The organism is Streptomyces sp. NPDC097617 (genome assembly GCF_044761485.1).
GTDB lineage: Bacteria > Actinomycetota > Actinomycetes > Streptomycetales > Streptomycetaceae > Streptomyces.
Window position 1 is genome coordinate 280,840 of sequence record NZ_JBIWCL010000001.1, and the last position, 15,995, is coordinate 296,834.

Here is a 15,995-nt window from a genome sequence, read left to right on the forward strand (position 1 = left end):
GCGCGTACGGCCCCGCAGAACGTGCGGGGCCCGTTCAGGCGTCCAGCGACAGACGCGCCCTCAGGAGACCCGCCAGGGTGTCCGCGAACGCAACAGGGTCCACCGGAAGGGTCACCGCGGCGTCGGCGCGGCTCCACGTGGCCAGCCAGGCGTCCTGGGGACGCCCCATCAGCAGCAGCACCGGCGGACACCGGAAGATCTCGTCCTTGATCTGCCGGCACACGCCCATGCCTCCGGCCGGAGCCGCCTCGCCGTCCAGCACGCACACGTCGATGCCGCCCGCGTCCAGCTCCGACAGGACCGCCGGCAGCGTGGCGCACTCCAGGAACTCCACCGGCGGCAGATCCGCGGCGGGCCTGCGTCCTGCCGCCAGCCGCACCTGCTCCCGGGTGCCCGCGTCGTCGCTGTAGACCAGAACCCGCGCAGTCGCCCGCATTTCGTTCCTCCACGTGTGCCCGTGAATCACGTTGATGTTGCGCGGGATGCTACTCCTCCCGGTACACGGTCGACATCGGTTCGCCGAGGGAAGCACGGTGCATCCCGCAGAGGTCATCTGATGGGCCGTTCGGGCCTTGCACACGCCCCTGACACTCCGAACGGCACCCCCCGGGGTGAGGGCGGGATAAGCGACCGACATAATGTCGGTCGTGGCGACAGCAACGACAGTAGATACCGGGCACGCGCACCCGACGGTCAACCGGCCGAACCTCGTCAGCGTCGGAACCATCATCTGGTTGAGTTCCGAGCTGATGTTCTTCGCGGCCCTCTTCGCGATGTACTTCACCCTGCGATCCGTGACAGGACCCGAGTACTGGACAGAGCAGGCTTCGGCCTTGAATCTGCCCTTCTCGGCGACGAACACGACGATCCTGGTGCTTTCCTCGCTCACCTGCCAGCTCGGCGTATTCGCCGCCGAGCGCGGTGACGTGAAGAAGCTCCGGTCGTGGTTCATCATCACGTTCGTCATGGGTGCGATCTTCATTGGCGGCCAGGTGTTCGAGTACACCGAGCTGGTCAAGCACGAGGGCATGAGCCTCTCGTCCGGTCCGTACGGCTCGGTCTTCTACCTGACCACCGGTTTCCACGGTCTGCACGTGACGGGCGGTCTCATCGCCTTCCTGCTGGTCCTCGGCCGGACGTACGCGGCCAAGAGGTTCACCCACGAACAGGCCACGTCGGCCATCGTCGTGTCCTACTACTGGCACTTCGTCGACGTCGTCTGGATCGGCCTCTTCGCGACGATCTACCTGATCAAGTAGCGAACACGTCACCGGGCAAGACCCGGCACTCCATCCAGACACACCGACGCAGAAGATCCTGACACCGGGGTAATCCGTGAAAAAGCTCTCCGCACGACGACGCCATCCGCTGGCGGCGGTCGTCGTTCTACTCTTCGCGCTGGCGGCCACCGGGGGGCTGTACGCCGCCTTCGCCCCCGCGGGCAAGGCGCAGGCCGATGAAACCGCCCAGTCCCTCGCCATCGAGGAGGGCAAGAAGCTCTACGCCGTGGGTTGCGCAAGCTGCCACGGAACCGGCGGTCAGGGTTCCTCTGACGGCCCGAGCCTGGTCGGCGTCGGCTCCGCGGCCGTCGACTTCCAGGTGAGCACGGGCCGCATGCCCGCCCAGCAGCCCGGCGCCCAGGTGCCGAAGAAGCCCGTCATCTATGACCAGGCGCAGATCGACCAGCTGGCCGCGTACATCGCGTCCCTCGGCGCCGGTCCGATCACGCCGACCGAGAAGCAGTACGACCCGGCAGGTGCCGACATCGCCAACGGTGGTGAGCTGTTCCGCAACAACTGCGCGCAGTGCCACAACTTCACCGGTGAAGGCGGCGCGCTGACGAACGGCAAGTACGCCCCCAACCTTGAGGGCGTTTCGCCGAAGCACATCTACGAGGCCATGCAGACCGGCCCGCAGAACATGCCCTCCTTCCCCGACAGCACCCTGCCGGAGAAGCAGAAGAAGGACATCATCGCGTACCTCCAGAACGTGAACGGTGAGAAGTCGACCTCCCCCGGCGGGTTGAAGCTCGGTGGCCTCGGCCCCGTCTCCGAGGGTCTGTTCGGCTGGATCTTCGCTCTGGGTGCGCTGATCGCTGTCGCCGTCTGGGTCGCGGCCCACACCGCTAAGGCCAAGAAGTCATGAGTAGCCAAGAGATTCCCGAAGACAAGCACCTGCCGAGCGAGCAGGGCGACGCCCACCACGGTGGCGTAGCGGTCGCGGACGACCCGTTCGCAGACCCGGGCCTTCCGGTCCACAAGCCGCGCATCCAGGACATCGACGAGCGGGCGGCGAAGCGCTCCGAGCGCACCGTCGCGATGCTCTTCACCCTGTCGATGCTGGCGACGATCGGCTTCATCGCGTCCTACGTGATCTTCCCGGTCGACAAGATCGTCTACATCTTCCCCATCGGGAAGGTCAGCGCGCTCAACTTCTCCCTGGGCATGACCCTGGGCGTGGCCCTCTTCTGCATCGGCGCGGGCGCGGTCCACTGGGCCCGCACCCTGATGTCCGACGTCGAGGTCGCCGCCGAGCGCCACGAGATCGCCGCCCCGGCGGAGGTCAAGGCCGCGGTCCTGCAGGACTTCGCGGACGGTGCGAACGAGTCCGGCATCGGCCGGCGTCCGCTGATCCGCAACACGATGCTGGGCGCGCTGGCCATGCTGCCGCTGTCCGCCGTCATGATCCTGCGCGACCTGGGCCCGCTGCCCGAGGAGAAGCTGCGCAAGACCCTGTGGGCCAAGGGCAAGCTGCTCATCAACCAGAACACGATGGAGCCGCTGCGTCCCGAGGACGTCGTCGTCGGCTCGCTCACCTTCGCCATGCCGGAAGGCCTGGAGGAGGAGCAGCACGACTTCCAGGTCCAGATCGCCAAGGCCGCCCTGATGATCGTCCGTATCCAGCCGGACGACATCAAGGACAAGCAGGAACTGGAGTGGTCCCACGACGGGATCGTGGCCTACTCCAAGATCTGCACCCACGTCGGCTGCCCGATCAGCCTGTACGAGCAGCAGACGCACCACGTGCTCTGCCCGTGCCACCAGTCCACCTTCGACCTCTCCGACGGCGCCCGTGTCATCTTCGGCCCGGCCGGTCACGCGCTTCCGCAGCTGCGGATCGGCGTGAATGACGAAGGCTTCCTCGAAGCGCTCGGCGACTTCGAAGAGCCCGTCGGTCCTGCATTCTGGGAGCGCGGATGAGCACTGCCACTACCAAGTCATCTGCCGGCAAGGCGGGCAAAGCGCCCGCCGGCGAGCGCGTAGCGGACTGGGCGGACGGCCGCCTGGGTATCTACGGCCTCGCCAAGGCGAACATGCGCAAGATCTTCCCGGACCACTGGTCCTTCATGCTGGGTGAGATCTGCCTCTACAGCTTCATCATCATCATCCTCACGGGTGTGTACCTGACGCTGTTCTTCCACCCGAGCATGAACGAGGTCGTGTACCACGGCTCGTACGTGCCGATGCAGGGCGTCATGATGTCCGAGGCCTTCGCCTCGACACTGGACATCAGCTTCGACGTCCGCGGTGGCCTGCTGATCCGTCAGATCCACCACTGGGCGGCGCTGATCTTCGTCGCGGCGATGGTCGTGCACATGATGCGCGTCTTCTTCACCGGCGCGTTCCGCAAGCCCCGTGAGGTCAACTGGATCTTCGGCTTCCTGCTGCTGGTCCTCGGCATGTTCACCGGCTTCACCGGTTACTCGCTGCCGGACGACCTGCTCTCGGGTACCGGTGTCCGCTTCATGCAGGGCGCCATCCTGTCCGTCCCGGTCGTCGGCACGTACCTGTCGATGTTCCTGTTCGGCGGGGAGTTCCCGGGCGGCGACTTCGTCGCGCGGTTCTACTCGGTGCACATCCTGCTGCTGCCCGGCATCATGATGGGCCTGCTCGTGGCCCACCTGATCCTGGTCTTCTACCACAAGCACACCCAGTACGCGGGTCCCGGCAAGACGAACAACAACGTCGTCGGCATGCCGCTGCTGCCGGTCTACATGGCCAAGGCCGGAGGCTTCTTCTTCCTGGTCTTCGGTGTCATCGCGGCCGTCGCGGCGATCGCCTCGATCAACCCGATCTGGGCGCTCGGCCCGTACCGCCCGGACCACGTGTCCACCGGTGCGCAGCCCGACTGGTACATGGGTATGCCGGAAGGCCTGATCCGAGCCATGCCCGGCTGGGAGATCAACCTGTGGGGCCACACGCTCGTCCTGGGCGTGTTCATCCCGCTGCTGCTCTTCCCGCTGGTGCTCGGCGCGATCGCCGTCTGGCCCTTCATCGAGTCCTGGGTCACCGGGGACAAGCGCGAGCACCACATCCTGGACCGCCCGCGCAACGTCCCGACCCGTACGGCCTTCGGTGTCGCCTGGATCGCGGAGTACATCGTGCTCCTGATCGGCGGTGGAAACGACATGTTCGCGCAGTACTTCCACCTCTCGATCAACTCGATCACCTGGTTCGTCCGGATCGGCTTCTTCCTCGTCCCGGTCCTCGCCTTCATCGTCACCAAGCGGATCTGCCTCGGCCTCCAGCGCCGGGACCACGACAAGGTGCTGCACGGTCGCGAGACCGGCATCATCAAGCGTCTGCCGCACGGTGAGTTCGTCGAGGTCCACGAGCCGCTCCCGCAGGGCAAGCTGCACACCCTCACCGCGCACGAGCAGTACAAGCCGATCGAGATCGGCCCGACGGTCGACGAGAACGGTGTCGAGCGCAAGGTCAAGGCCACCGAGAAGCTGCGCGCGAAGCTCAGCAAGGGCTTCTACGGTGAGAACAACCAGATTCCGAAGCCCACGGTGGAGGAATACAAGGAGATCCAGTCCGGCCACGGCCACCACTGATCCCCGCGCGCAACGCATGAACGCATGAGGGACTGATTTCGGTCAGTTCTGGTGTCGCCACGGTAAGAGCCCCGTCCAGTGTCCGGACGGGGCTCTTTGCCGTAACCGGGGCTGGATAGGCTGAACCCCGACCGATCAGACGTGGGCGCCAGAAAATGGGGACGGCCCACCGACAGCAGGAGCGGACCATGAACGTTGCGACCCCGGCAGGCGGCGACAGCGTGGCGGCCCGTGGCTGGCCGGGCGTTCTCGACGCTCTGCTGACCGGCCAGGACCTGCGCGCCGAGGACACCGCCTGGGCGATGGACCGCATCATGCGCGGGGAGGCCACCGACGCCCAGATCGCCGGCTTCACCGTCGCGCTGCGGGCCAAGGGGGAGACCGTCGAGGAGATCAACGGCCTCGTACGGGCGATGTACGAGCACGCCAACCTGATCGAGGTGCCCGGCCGGACCGTGGACATCGTCGGCACGGGCGGCGACGGGGCCAAAACGGTGAACATCTCCACGATGTCGGCGATCGTGGTGGCCGGCACCGGAGCCAAGGTCGTCAAGCACGGAAACCGGGCCGCGTCCTCCGCGAGCGGCTCCTCCGACGTCCTGGAGAAGCTCGGCGTCAACCTCAACCTCAGCACGTCGCGGGTCGTGGAGGTCGCCGCCGAGGCCGGCATCACCTTCTGCTTCGCGGTGAAGTTCCACCCGGCGCTGCGCCACGTCGCGGCGGCCCGCAAGGAACTGGGCATCCGCACCACCTTCAACATCCTCGGCCCGCTGACCAACCCGGCCCGGGTCCGGGCCCAGGCCTCCGGCGTGGCCGACCCCCGGATGGCCCCGATCGTCGCGGGCGTCCTCGCCGAGCGGGGCTCCTCCGCGCTGGTCTTCCGGGGCGACGACGGCCTGGACGAACTGACCACGGCGTCGACCTCGCGGATCTGGTGGGTCCGCGACGGCAAGGTCACCGAGCAGACCTTCGACCCGCGTGACGTGGGCATCTCCCTGGTCGACGTCTCCGCCCTGGCCGGTGGGGACCCCTCGTACAACGCGGACGTGGCCCGCCGCCTGCTGGCCGGCGAGACCGGCCCGGTCCGCGACGCCGTCCTGCTGAACTCGGCGGCCGCCCTGGTGGCCCTGGACCCGGGCACCGGCACCCTGGAGGAGCAGATCGCGGCCGGTATCACCCGCGCGGCCGAGTCGATCGACTCGGGGGCGGCGCTGGCCACCCTGGAGCGCTGGGTGCGGGCCAGCAACGCCTAGCGGTGCCCGGCCGCGCCGGAAAGGCGTGAAAACGACGACCCCGGTCCACGATGCGGACCGGGGTCTTGCGTCCGGCCGATCTTGTGGCAGGATGCTGATCAGGTCACGAGTGACAGCGTTTAGGCCCCGGCTTGCTGTCCGGCAACCCTCCTTCCGTGGCGGGGTGCCCCGGGTGATGACCAGGTCGTAGGCAGCAAGGCCTACGGCAAGCGCGGATCCCTCGACACCAGGGGTCCTGGTCTCTCGAGGAGCGTTTTCCGTGAGCAAGCGAATGCGATAGGGCGACTCAGCCCCCACTTCACCCTCGGACCAGGGCCGCTTCCGTGCGCCCTCCTCTCGTTCCGGGGACCTTCCCGTACCCACGTGCGTACGGGCACGCCGAAGCCATTCAGCCCTGCCTGCCGGGAGATATCGCCATGTCCGCATCCCTGAACACCGCTGCCGTCGCCACCGTCGCCACCGTCGCCACCGCCGTGGACCCCGCCTGTGCCGAGCCGCTCGCGGTCCTCGGCCGGGACGTCACCGTCCCCCTCGTCACCGGCGGCGAGGTCACCTACGCGGCCCTCGACTACGCGGCCAGCGCCCCCGCCCTGCAGCGCGTCTGGGACGACGTGGCCGCGTACGCCCCGTACTACGGCAGCGTGCACCGGGGCGCCGGGTACCTCTCGCAGCTCTCCACCGACCTCTTCGAGCAGAGCCGGGTCACGGTCGCCGAGTTCCTCGACTGCCGCCCCGCCGACCAGGTGGTCTTCACCCGGTCCACCACCGACTCGCTGAACCTGCTCGCCGCCGTACTCCCCGCCGACTGCCAGGTGTTCGTCTTCGAGACCGAGCACCACGCCTCCCTCCTGCCGTGGGTGGACGCCCGGGTCACCTACCTCAACGCGCCGCGCACCCCGGCCGAGGCCGTCGCCACCCTCGAGCGGGCGCTCGCCGACCGGGAGCCCGGCGGCCCGGCGCTGGTCTGCGTCACCGGGGCGTCCAACGTCACCGGCGAGCTGTGGCCGGTGAAGGAACTCGCCGCCGCCGCGCACGCCCACGGCGCGCGCATTGTGCTGGACGCCGCCCAACTGGCCCCGCACCACCCCGTCTCCGTGCAGGAGCTGGACGTCGACTGGGTCGCCTTCTCCGGGCACAAGCTCTACGCGCCCTTCGGCTCGGGCGTCCTCGCGGGCCGCGCCGACTGGCTCCAGGAGGCCCAGCCCTACCTCGCGGGCGGCGGCGCCTCCCGCAAGGTCGCCCGGCGCGAGGACGGCGGCGTGGACGTCGAGTGGCACACCACCGCCGCCCGTCACGAGGCCGGCTCCCCGAACGTCATCGGCGTCTACTCCATCGCCTCGGCCTGCAAGGCCCTCACCGAGGCCGGCTTCGAGAACCTCGTCGCCCGCGAGCAGCACCTCATCGCCAAGGTCCGCAGCGGCCTGGCGGAGGTCCCGGCGGTCCGGATCCTCTCCCTCTTCGGGGACGACGCCCCGCGGGTCGGCGTCATCTCCTTCGTGGTGGACGGCTGGAACAGCTCGCACTTCGCGGCGGCGCTGTCCGCGGAGTACGGGATCGGCGTGCGCGACGGGCTGTTCTGCGCCCACCCGCTGGTCCGCACCCTGCTCGGCAGCGAGCCGCAGGCCCAGGGCGAATGCGGAGCCCCGGAGGCCGCGCCGGGCGAGCGCTCCCTGAACGCGATCCGCGTCAGCTTCGGCGCGGGCACCCCCGACGAGCACGTGGACCGCTTCGTCCGCGCGGTGAAGGAACTCGTCGCGGACGGTGCGAAGTGGCAGTACCGCACGGAGGAAGGCCGCTGCGTCCCGGCGGTGTGACCTGCGGTCGGCTCGGCGGTGTGCGGCGGCCTTGCCCTGTCCGGGGGTCGCCTCAATCGCCGGCGAGGCTCAGGGTGGTCCGTACTCGGCGGGACTTGAAAAGGGTGGGTCGGTGCCCGGCAGGAGGGTCTCCTCGGCTCGGCGCGCGCGGGGTATGTCCCGGCCGGGCGGCCGCGGTCGCGCCTCGTCCTGCGGGGACCCTCCTGCGTGTCCCCGCCCCACGGCCGGGCCCACACCGGTGCGAAGGGGAGTGGGAACGGCCCCGCACACATTCAGCCTCGCCGGCGTTCGAGGCGCGGGTCCGGGCAGCGGCCGGCACACCACACCGGCCGCGCCGCGACCGGGGTCGGACCGTCGAGGCCGGCGCTACGCGTCGAGGCCGATCGCGAACGCCGCCTCCAGGTCGTGCTGCGAGTACGTGCGGAAGGCCACGTGCGTGTCCGTCGCCTCGACGCCCGGGATCTTGCTGATGCGGCCGGGGATGATGTCCGCCAGGTTCTCGTGGCGGGCCACGCGGACCAGCGCGATCAGGTCGTACGTCCCCGTGACGGAGTAGACCTCGCTGACGTTCTCGAGGGAGGCGATGGACTCGGCGATCTCGGGGATCCGGTCCACGCTGGTCTTGATGAGCACGATCGCGGTGATCACGGCTGGCTGTCTCCCTCGGTGGCCGTCGCTGGTCGACTCACTCTAGTCGTACCCCGATACCGGGCCCACGCGTAGACGAAGCCCAGCGAGAAGCCCACCAGATGGGCCAGATAGGCGACCCCGGGCCCGCTGCCCGCGCGCTGCGCCGCCACCCATTGGAGGGCGAACCAGAACAGCAGCACCATCCACGCGGGGAACCGCAGCGGCAGGAAGAAGAGGAACGGGAACAGGCTCGTCACCCTCGCCCGCGGGAGCAGGAAGAGGAAGGCGCCCAGCACCGCCGAGATCGCGCCGGACGCCCCGACCAGCGTCTGCGGGGACCCCGCGTTGGCCGCCGCGTACGCCGCCATCGCCAGGTAGCCCGTACAGAGGTAGAAGACGAGGAACGCCGGGCGGCCCATCCGCTCCTGTGCCATCGCGCCGAAGACGTAGAGGAACAGCATGTTCCCGAGCAGGTGCAGCCAGCTGCCGTGGACGAACAGTGCTGTCAGCGGGGTCAGCCAGGCGCGGGGGGTGCCCGTGAACAGTTCGTCCGGGACGACGCCCCAGCGCCGGAAGTACGCCGCCCCGTTGGACAGCAGTTCTTCCCCCGTCCCGTAGACCGGGTTCAGTCCCGAGGCCGGGCCGAGTACGAACACCACGGCGCAGCCCGCGATCAGCGCATGGGTGACCACCGGTCCCCGGGCGGCCTCGCGAACGGCCCGCCACTTTACGATCATGTGACAGAGCATGACGTAAGGGGACCCACCTGAAGCGGTGGCAGGCCGTAGGGTTACGAGCTGCGGTCCGCAGGACGACGCATACGGCGGCTCGGACGGCTTTAATTGAATCAGCTACGAAGGAGAGAGCGGCCTGATGACGGTTCCCCAGCCGACGGACACCACCCGGTGGCGCTGCACCCTGTGCGGCAACCTCACGCGCTTCGACGTCACCCGTTCGTCGAAGGTCGTGGAGTACGTCCACCTGGACCTCGCCGGGGAGCCCAAGGTCGAGGAGCGCGAGGTGGTCAATGAGACCATCGAGTCGGTCCGCTGCCGCTGGTGCAACGCGGTGGACCAGATCGAGCTCGTGGACAGGCCGGGCGCGGACTCCTGACGGAGGCGCACCCACAGGAAGATCACGGTAGGGGTGACGGATTGTGGAGCCAGCAAGCGGCGCTGAGCCGGCCGATGCGGCCGGCGACGCCGCGGAGGCGCTCGACCACCCGCTGCCGGAAGGCGTGCGGCGTCGGGTCGTCGCGCTCGTCTCGGACGCCTTCGGCGCGCTGACGGTCGCGGACCTCCCGGCGCAGCTGCGCCAGTATGCCCGGTTCACCCCGACCCGGCGCGCCAAGTTCGCGGGCAATGCCATGGCCGCGGCGGTCGAGACGGACGCGGTGTTCCGCGGCCGGGTCGCCGAGAAGCTGCGCGAGGCGCAGGCCGACCTGGCCGCCGCGCTGGAGGCCGGCTCTCCGCCGGCCGCCGCGGATCCGCTGGACGTGGCGGCCGCCGCTTTCGTCCTGCGGCCGAACGGCTGGGTCAAGCTGGTGGCCGCCGCGGGCGAGGAGGCGCAGCGCGCCGACGCCGAGCGGGTGGGCGAGGAGACCCGGCGCGAGCTGGAGCGGCTGCGCGAGGAGCTGGCCCACGTACGGGAGCTGCAGCGCGCGGGCGGGGATCAGGTGCGGGTCGAGCTGGACGCGGCCCGCAAGGAAGCGGAATCGCTTCAGCGCAAGCTGCGCAGTGCTCTCAGCGACGTCAAGCGGGGTGACGCGGCCCTGCGCAAGGTGAATGCGGAGATCGACGGGATCCGTGGCGACGCGGCGGCCCGGGTGGCCGCGGCCGAGAGTGAGAGCCGGCGGCTCAAGTCCCGTCTCGCCGAGGTGGAGACGGCGCTGGAGACCTCGCGCCGGGCCACCCGTGAGGGGCGCAGCATCGAGGACATGAGGCTGCGGCTGCTGCTGGACACGGTGCTGGACGCGGCCCAGGGGCTGCGCCGGGAGCTGGCCCTGCCGCCGGTCTCGACGCGGCCGGCGGACACCGTGGACGCGGTGGAGCCGGGGCGGATGACGCCGAAGGACATCGCGGCGCGTGCCCTGTCGGAGACCGATCCGGCGCTGTTGGACCAGCTGTTGGCGCTGCCGCAGGCCCATCTGGTGGTCGACGGCTACAACGTGACCAAGACCGGCTATCCGACGATGCCGCTGGAGAAGCAGCGGCTGCGGCTGCTGGGCGGGCTGTCGATGCTCGCCGCGCAGACGGGCGCGGAGATGACCTGTGTGTTCGACGGGGCGGAGCTGGCGGCCCCGGTGCTGCTCGCGCCGCCGCGCGGGGTGCGGGTGCTGTTCTCGAAGGCCGGTGTGACGGCGGACGAGCTGATCCGCCAGCTGGTGCGAGCGGAGCCGCCCGGCCGGCCGGTGGTCGTGGTCTCCACGGACCGGGAGGTCGCCGACGGGGTGGCCAAGGCGGGTGCGCGGCCGGTGACGTCCGCCTTGTTGCTGAAGCGGCTTTCGCGCGTTTCATAACTACTGGCCCCAATGCCCGAATTGGCGGGACTCGTGGAGGACGCACCGTCAAGTGGCCTGCACAGAGCGTGCGCCGTAGGTAAAGAACCTGGTCGGAGGGCGAGTTTTTCCCGGCAGGATTTGAACTGATCACAACTGGGTCACTAGTGTCTGGTCAAACCTTCGTGCGGTAGATCACTCATTCGGGGTGGCGGCGAAGGGTGCTGCCGAGCTGCGTTCTTCGGCGGCTCTAGGAAGAAGGAGCTCGCCTTCGTGGCGTCCCACCGTCGACCCAAGCAGCCGAACCGCACCCGCGTGACCCTGCTCACCGCCACTGCGGCCGCGGCCGTCGCACTCACCGCCCAGAGCGCTTCCGCCGCGCCGGCGAAGCCGAGCAAGGACGAGGTCAAGTCCCAGGTCGACGCGCTCTACGAAGAGGCGGAGCAGGCCACCGAGAAGTTCAACGGCGCCCAGGAGCGCCAGGACAAGCTCGAGAAGGAGATAGGCCAGCTCCAGGACCAGGTCGCGCGCGGCCAGGGCGACCTCAACGACCTGCGCAGCACGCTCGGTTCGATGGCGAGCGCCCAGTACCGCACCGGCGGTATCGACCCCTCCCTCGGGCTCCTGCTCTCCGAGGACCCCGACAGCTACCTCGACAAGGCCTCCTCCCTGGAGCACTTGAGCGGCAAGCAGGTCGAGGCGGTCCAGAAGATCCAGGCCAAGCAGCGGACCCTCGCGCAGCAGCGCCAGGAGGCCGCCGGCAAGCTCGCCGACCTCGACGCGACCCGCAAGGAGCTCGCCGAGAAGAAGAAGGCCTCGGCCGAGAAGCTCGCCGCGGCCCAGGCCCTCCTGAACACCCTCACCACGCAGGAGCGCGCCGCGCTCAAGGACGAGGAGTCGCGCGCCAGCCGCAGCGACAGCTCCCGCGTCGACCTCGGCGACGTCAAGGCCTCGGGCCGCGCCGGCGCCGCCCTCGCCGCCGCGAAGACGAAGCTGGGCTTCACCTACCAGTCCGGTGGCACCGGCCCCAACGTCTACGACTGCTCCGGGCTGACGCAGTGGGCCTACAAGCAGGCCGGCGTCAACATCAGCCGCACCACCTTCACCCAGGTGAACGACGGCACCCGCATCAGCCGCAGCCAGCTCCAGCCCGGTGACCTGGTCTTCTTCTACGGGGACCTGCACCACGTCGGCCTCTACGCCGGCAACAACATGACGCTGCACGCCTCGAACCCGCGCAGCGGCATCAAGTACGAGTCCATGGACAACATGCCGTTCCAGTTCGGCGTCCGGATCGGCTGACCCGCCCCGCGATCCGGGACGCGCCGTACGCCGCCCATCCGGGCGAATTCCCGGGCCCGAGTCTGACCGCACGCCCCGCCGGTGACCTGCGTCTCCTGCGGGGCGTCGGCATGTGCGCCCTCCGGCGGTCGTTGGTCGGTGCGTGGTCGCGCCGCTACTGTCTGCCAGCGCGGAACCCGGCACACGGCCGCCCACGGAGGGCGGACCCGGGCCCCGCACAGCGGAAGGGAGCGGTTTCACGTGGCGTCCCATCGCCGGGCCGGGCTCGGCAGCCTCGACCGGAACACGAAGGTCACCGTCCTCACCGCCGCCGCGGCCACGGCCGCGGTCGCCATGACGGGGGTACCCGCGAGCGCGGCCCCCGGTCTCCCGCACGAACCCGGCGGCGGGGCGAGAACCGGCATCAGCGCCCAGGTCGACCGGCTCTTCGAGGAGGCCGAGCAGGCCACCGAGCGCTTCAACGAGGCGGGCGAGAAGGCCGACCGGCTCCGCGTCGAGGTCAACCGGGCCCAGGACGCGGTGGCTCGCGGCCAGGAGCGCATCAACACCATGCGGGGCGTCCTCGGCACCTTCGCCGGGGCCCAGTACCGCAGTGGCGGCATCGACCCCGCCGTCGGGCTGATGCTGGCCGAGAACCCCGACGCGTACCTGGAGCAGGCCGCCGCCCTCGACCGGCTGACCGGCCGCCAGGCCCGGCAGCTCGCCGACCTCCGCGAGGAGCAGCGCGAACTCGGCCAGGAGCGCCAGGAGGCCTCATCCAAACTCGCCGAACTCGACGCCCTGCGCTCCGACGTGGCCCGGCACAAGCGCTCCGTCACCGCGAAGCTCGCGGCCGCCCGGCGGCTGCTGAACGCCATGCCCTCCGAGGAGCGGGCCGACTACGAGCGCTCCTCGCGCTCCGGAGGCCGCTCCGAGGGGCTGCCCGACCTGCCCGCCCTCGGCGCCTCCTCGGGCCGCGCCGCGACCGCCGTGATGGCCGCCCGGGCCGCGGTCGGACGCCCGTACGTGTGGGGCTCCACCGGCCCCTCCGGTTTCGACTGCTCCGGGCTGATGGTCTGGTCGTACCGGCAGGCGGGCGTCTCGCTGCCGCGCACCTCGCAGGCCCAGCGGTACGCGGGCCGGCAGGTGCCGCTGTCGCAGGCCCGCCCGGGCGACCTGGTGACGTACCGCTCGGACGCCAGCCACGTCGGCATGTACGTCGGCAACGGCCAGGTGGTGCACGCCCCGTACCCGGGGGCCCGGGTCCGCTACGACCCCGTCGGGATGATGCCCGTCTCCTCGGTGACCCGCCCCTGACCCACCCGTGCGTACGATCGTCGGATGCCCCCCGTCCGCCGGTCCCTCGCACGCGTGCTGCCGCTCCTGCTGAGCGCGCTGCTCGCCGGGTGCGCGGCGCCCGCCCCGCGCGACGGCGCCGAGCGGGACATCCGGGAGGCCGTCGCCGACTGGGCGCGGACGCCGCCCGAGCCGCTGGCCGGGATCCCGCTGGAGGGATGGGCGTACGAGGTTTCGGCGGTCCGGCGCGAAGGCGGGCAGGCCACCGTCCGGGCGGACCTGCGCTACCGGCTGAGCGGCTACGACCCGGCCGCGGCCGGGTCGGCGCGCGAGGTGCGCGTCGTCCGGGAGGGCGGACGGTGGCGGGTCACCGGGGACCGGGCCGCGCCGGGCGCGCTGCCGCAGCTGTGGGACCAGGGCCCGGTGACGGTGGTCCGTGGTGCGCACTCCCTGGTGCTGGGCGTCGGGCAGGAGCCCGCGACGCTGTCCGCGGTCGCGGCGGAAGCCGACCGGGCGGTGCCCGCGGCGAGCGGGGCCTGGCCGGGCCCCTGGGCGGGACGGGCCGTGGTGCTGGTGCCCGGCTCGCTGGAGCGGATGGCGGAGCTGCTGGGCCGCCCGGCCGCCGAGTACGGGGGCATGGGGGCGGTCACGACCGGCCGGGTGGGCGCGGCCCCCGCCCCCGCCGACCGGGTCGTCGTCAATCCGGCCGGGTGGGCGCAGCTCAGCCCGGCGGGCCGCGGGGTCGTCCTGACCCACGAGGTCACCCATGTGGCCACCCGGGCCGCGACCACCGCCACCACCCCGCTGTGGCTCTCCGAAGGCTTCGCGGACTGGGCGGCGTACCGCGGCACCGCGGCCACCCCGGAACAGGCCGCTCCGGCGCTGGCCCGGGCCGTGCGGCGGGGCGAGCTGCCCGGTGAGCTGCCCCGGACGCGGGACTTCGCCTTCGGCGGCGACCCGGAAGCGCTGGCCCGGGCCTACGAGGGCGCCTGGCTGGCCTGCCGGATGATCGCGGACCGCCGGGGCGAGGCGGCGCTCGTGGACCTGTACGGGAGGGCGGGGCGCGAGCCGTGGCCGGTCGCGCTGCGGGAGGCCCTCGGCAGCGACCCGGACGGGCTGACGAAGGACTGGCGGGAGGCCCTGCGGAAGGAGTTCCGCTGACGGCGTCCGGTACGTTGTCAGCGATGCACAAGACGCTGATCGTGACCAACGACTTCCCGCCGCGACCGGGCGGCATCCAGGCCTTCCTGCACAACATGGCGCTGCGGCTGGATCCCGACCGGATCGTCGTCTACGCCTCCACGTGGAAGCACAGCGCGGAGGGCCGCGAGGCCACCGCGGCCTTCGACGCGGAGCAGCCGTTCCAGGTGGTCCGCGACCGTACGACGATGCTGCTGCCGACCCCGCGCGTGACGCGGCGGGCGGTGGGCCTGCTGCGTGAACACGGCTGTGAGTCGGTGTGGTTCGGGGCGGCGGCCCCGCTCGGGCTGATGGGGCCCGCGCTGCGGCGGGCGGGTGCGCGGCGGATCGTGGCGACCACGCACGGGCACGAGGCGGGCTGGGCCCAGCTGCCGGCCGCGCGGCAGTTGCTGCGGCGGATCGGCGAGGGCACGGACACCCTGACCTACCTGGGGGAGTACACGCGCTCGCGGATCGCCTCGGCGGTCACCGACCGGGCGGCGGCCCGGATGGTGCAACTCCCGCCGGGGGTGGACGAGAAGACCTTCCACCCCGGATCGGGCGGGCCACAGGTGCGGGCCCGGCTCGGGCTGACGGACCGGCCGGTGGTCGTCTGCGTCTCGCGACTGGTGCCGCGCAAGGGGCAGGACACGCTGATCGAGGCGATGCCGAGGATCCTGGCGACGGTGCCGGACGCGGTGCTGCTGATCGTGGGCGGCGGGCCGTACGAGGCGGACCTGCGGGCGCTGGCCGTCTCCACCGGGGTCTCGGACTCGGTGGTCTTCACGGGAGCCGTCCCGTGGTCGGAGCTCGCGGCGCACTACGGTGCGGGGGACGTCTTCGCCATGCCGTGCCGGACCCGTCGGGGCGGGCTGGACGTGGAGGGCCTCGGCATCGTCTACCTGGAGGCCTCGGCCACGGGTCTGCCGGTGATCGCGGGCGACTCCGGCGGGGCGCCGGACGCGGTGCTGGACGGGGAGACGGGCTGGGTCGTGCGGGGCGGGTCCCCCGAGGACGCGGCGGACCGGATCGTCACGCTGCTGAAGGATCCGGAGCTGCGGGCGCGGATGGGCGCCGCCGGCCGTGCGTGGGTCGAGGAGAAATGGCGTTGGGACATCCTGGCGGAACGGTTGCGCGAGCTTCTCTGAATGCCGGGTGCGGCGCCGCTGCCGGGGGCCCTGCCCCCGGACCCCCGCGCCTCAAACGCC

Annotated in this window: 15 protein-coding genes and 1 riboswitch; of the genes, 12 read left to right on the plus strand and 3 right to left on the minus strand. The window is 71.0% G+C overall.

Annotated features, from left to right (window positions below; all coding sequences use genetic code 11):
- Window positions 1-34: 34 nt before the first annotated feature.
- The gene (locus ACIQZO_RS01350) at window positions 35-436 is read right to left on the minus strand and encodes a hypothetical protein (RefSeq protein ID WP_403618263.1); all 402 of its coding nucleotides are present in this window, start codon (window positions 434-436) and stop codon (window positions 35-37) included.
- Between the two features lie 202 nt (window positions 437-638).
- On the opposite strand from ACIQZO_RS01350, the gene ACIQZO_RS01355 reads away from it, so the two are divergent.
- From ACIQZO_RS01355 to ACIQZO_RS01380, 6 genes are all read left to right on the plus strand, one after another.
- The gene (locus ACIQZO_RS01355) at window positions 639-1,259 is read left to right on the plus strand and encodes a heme-copper oxidase subunit III (protein WP_257556665.1); all 621 of its coding nucleotides are present in this window, start codon (window positions 639-641) and stop codon (window positions 1,257-1,259) included.
- Between the two features lie 76 nt (window positions 1,260-1,335).
- Window positions 1,336-2,145, plus strand: coding sequence for a c-type cytochrome (locus ACIQZO_RS01360; protein WP_403618266.1), 810 nt, complete (start codon window positions 1,336-1,338; stop codon window positions 2,143-2,145).
- Window positions 2,142-3,200, plus strand: a complete 1,059-nt coding sequence (locus ACIQZO_RS01365; RefSeq protein ID WP_403618269.1) for a Rieske 2Fe-2S domain-containing protein — start codon at window positions 2,142-2,144, stop codon at window positions 3,198-3,200. Before ACIQZO_RS01360 ends, ACIQZO_RS01365 begins: the two co-directional genes overlap by 4 nt.
- Window positions 3,197-4,837, plus strand: a complete 1,641-nt coding sequence (locus tag ACIQZO_RS01370; protein ID WP_403618273.1) for a cytochrome bc complex cytochrome b subunit — start codon at window positions 3,197-3,199, stop codon at window positions 4,835-4,837. The genes ACIQZO_RS01365 and ACIQZO_RS01370 overlap by 4 nt, the downstream gene beginning before the upstream one ends.
- Before the next feature lie 188 nt (window positions 4,838-5,025).
- Entirely contained in the window at window positions 5,026-6,090 is a 1,065-nt protein-coding gene (gene trpD, locus ACIQZO_RS01375) for an anthranilate phosphoribosyltransferase (RefSeq protein WP_403618276.1), read from the plus strand.
- A gap of 101 nt (window positions 6,091-6,191) precedes the next feature.
- Window positions 6,192-6,308: riboswitch (SAM riboswitch) on the plus strand.
- A gap of 198 nt (window positions 6,309-6,506) precedes the next feature.
- Window positions 6,507-7,904, plus strand: coding sequence for an aminotransferase class V-fold PLP-dependent enzyme (locus ACIQZO_RS01380; RefSeq protein WP_403618279.1), 1,398 nt, complete (start codon window positions 6,507-6,509; stop codon window positions 7,902-7,904).
- A gap of 366 nt (window positions 7,905-8,270) precedes the next feature.
- Here the strand turns inward: ACIQZO_RS01380 and ACIQZO_RS01385 are convergent, their stop codons facing one another.
- Window positions 8,271-8,552 (minus strand): Lrp/AsnC family transcriptional regulator, encoded by a 282-nt coding sequence (locus ACIQZO_RS01385; RefSeq protein WP_403618282.1) that lies wholly within the window; start codon window positions 8,550-8,552, stop codon window positions 8,271-8,273.
- Window positions 8,549-9,271 (minus strand): rhomboid family intramembrane serine protease, encoded by a 723-nt coding sequence (locus ACIQZO_RS01390; RefSeq protein WP_403618285.1) that lies wholly within the window; start codon window positions 9,269-9,271, stop codon window positions 8,549-8,551. The genes ACIQZO_RS01385 and ACIQZO_RS01390 overlap by 4 nt, the downstream gene beginning before the upstream one ends.
- Before the next feature lie 136 nt (window positions 9,272-9,407).
- Here ACIQZO_RS01390 and ACIQZO_RS01395 point away from each other — a divergent pair, with 136 nt between their 5' ends.
- The 6 genes from ACIQZO_RS01395 (at window position 9,408) to ACIQZO_RS01420 (ending at window position 15,935) form a co-directional block, all read left to right on the plus strand.
- A complete protein-coding gene (locus tag ACIQZO_RS01395; protein ID WP_215027827.1) occupies window positions 9,408-9,647 on the plus strand; it encodes a hypothetical protein in 240 nt (79 codons plus the stop codon).
- Between the two features lie 40 nt (window positions 9,648-9,687).
- Window positions 9,688-11,052: an NYN domain-containing protein gene (locus tag ACIQZO_RS01400; protein WP_403619180.1), complete on the plus strand. Its 1,365-nt coding sequence runs from the start codon at window positions 9,688-9,690 to the stop codon at window positions 11,050-11,052.
- Window positions 11,053-11,304: 252 nt separating this feature from the next.
- On the plus strand, window positions 11,305-12,333 hold the full coding sequence (locus ACIQZO_RS01405) for an NlpC/P60 family protein (protein ID WP_403618288.1): 1,029 nt from the start codon (window positions 11,305-11,307) through the stop codon (window positions 12,331-12,333).
- Window positions 12,334-12,573: 240 nt separating this feature from the next.
- Entirely contained in the window at window positions 12,574-13,629 is a 1,056-nt protein-coding gene (locus ACIQZO_RS01410; protein ID WP_403618290.1) for an NlpC/P60 family protein, read from the plus strand.
- Between the two features lie 24 nt (window positions 13,630-13,653).
- Window positions 13,654-14,769, plus strand: coding sequence for a hypothetical protein (locus ACIQZO_RS01415; protein WP_403618293.1), 1,116 nt, complete (start codon window positions 13,654-13,656; stop codon window positions 14,767-14,769).
- Window positions 14,770-14,792: 23 nt separating this feature from the next.
- The gene (locus ACIQZO_RS01420; RefSeq protein ID WP_403618296.1) at window positions 14,793-15,935 is read left to right on the plus strand and encodes a glycosyltransferase family 4 protein; all 1,143 of its coding nucleotides are present in this window, start codon (window positions 14,793-14,795) and stop codon (window positions 15,933-15,935) included.
- Window positions 15,936-15,995 lie beyond the last annotated feature (60 nt).

Bases quoted from the DNA above. Each gene is read 5' to 3' on its own strand.
- ACIQZO_RS01380 (WP_403618279.1), top strand. From the start codon at position 6,507: ATGTCCGCATCCCTGAACACCGCTGCCGTCGCCACCGTCGCCACCGTC.
- ACIQZO_RS01395 (WP_215027827.1), top strand. From the start codon at position 9,408: ATGACGGTTCCCCAGCCGACGGACACCACCCGGTGGCGCTGCACCCTG.
- trpD (WP_403618276.1), top strand. From the start codon at position 5,026: ATGAACGTTGCGACCCCGGCAGGCGGCGACAGCGTGGCGGCCCGTGGC.
- ACIQZO_RS01420 (WP_403618296.1), top strand. From the start codon at position 14,793: ATGCACAAGACGCTGATCGTGACCAACGACTTCCCGCCGCGACCGGGC.
- ACIQZO_RS01355 (WP_257556665.1), top strand. From the start codon at position 639: ATGTCGGTCGTGGCGACAGCAACGACAGTAGATACCGGGCACGCGCAC.
- ACIQZO_RS01350 (WP_403618263.1), bottom strand. From the start codon at position 436: ATGCGGGCGACTGCGCGGGTTCTGGTCTACAGCGACGACGCGGGCACC.
- ACIQZO_RS01415 (WP_403618293.1), top strand. From the start codon at position 13,654: ATGCCCCCCGTCCGCCGGTCCCTCGCACGCGTGCTGCCGCTCCTGCTG.
- ACIQZO_RS01390 (WP_403618285.1), bottom strand. From the start codon at position 9,271: ATGATCGTAAAGTGGCGGGCCGTTCGCGAGGCCGCCCGGGGACCGGTG.
- ACIQZO_RS01370 (WP_403618273.1), top strand. From the start codon at position 3,197: ATGAGCACTGCCACTACCAAGTCATCTGCCGGCAAGGCGGGCAAAGCG.
- ACIQZO_RS01365 (WP_403618269.1), top strand. From the start codon at position 2,142: ATGAGTAGCCAAGAGATTCCCGAAGACAAGCACCTGCCGAGCGAGCAG.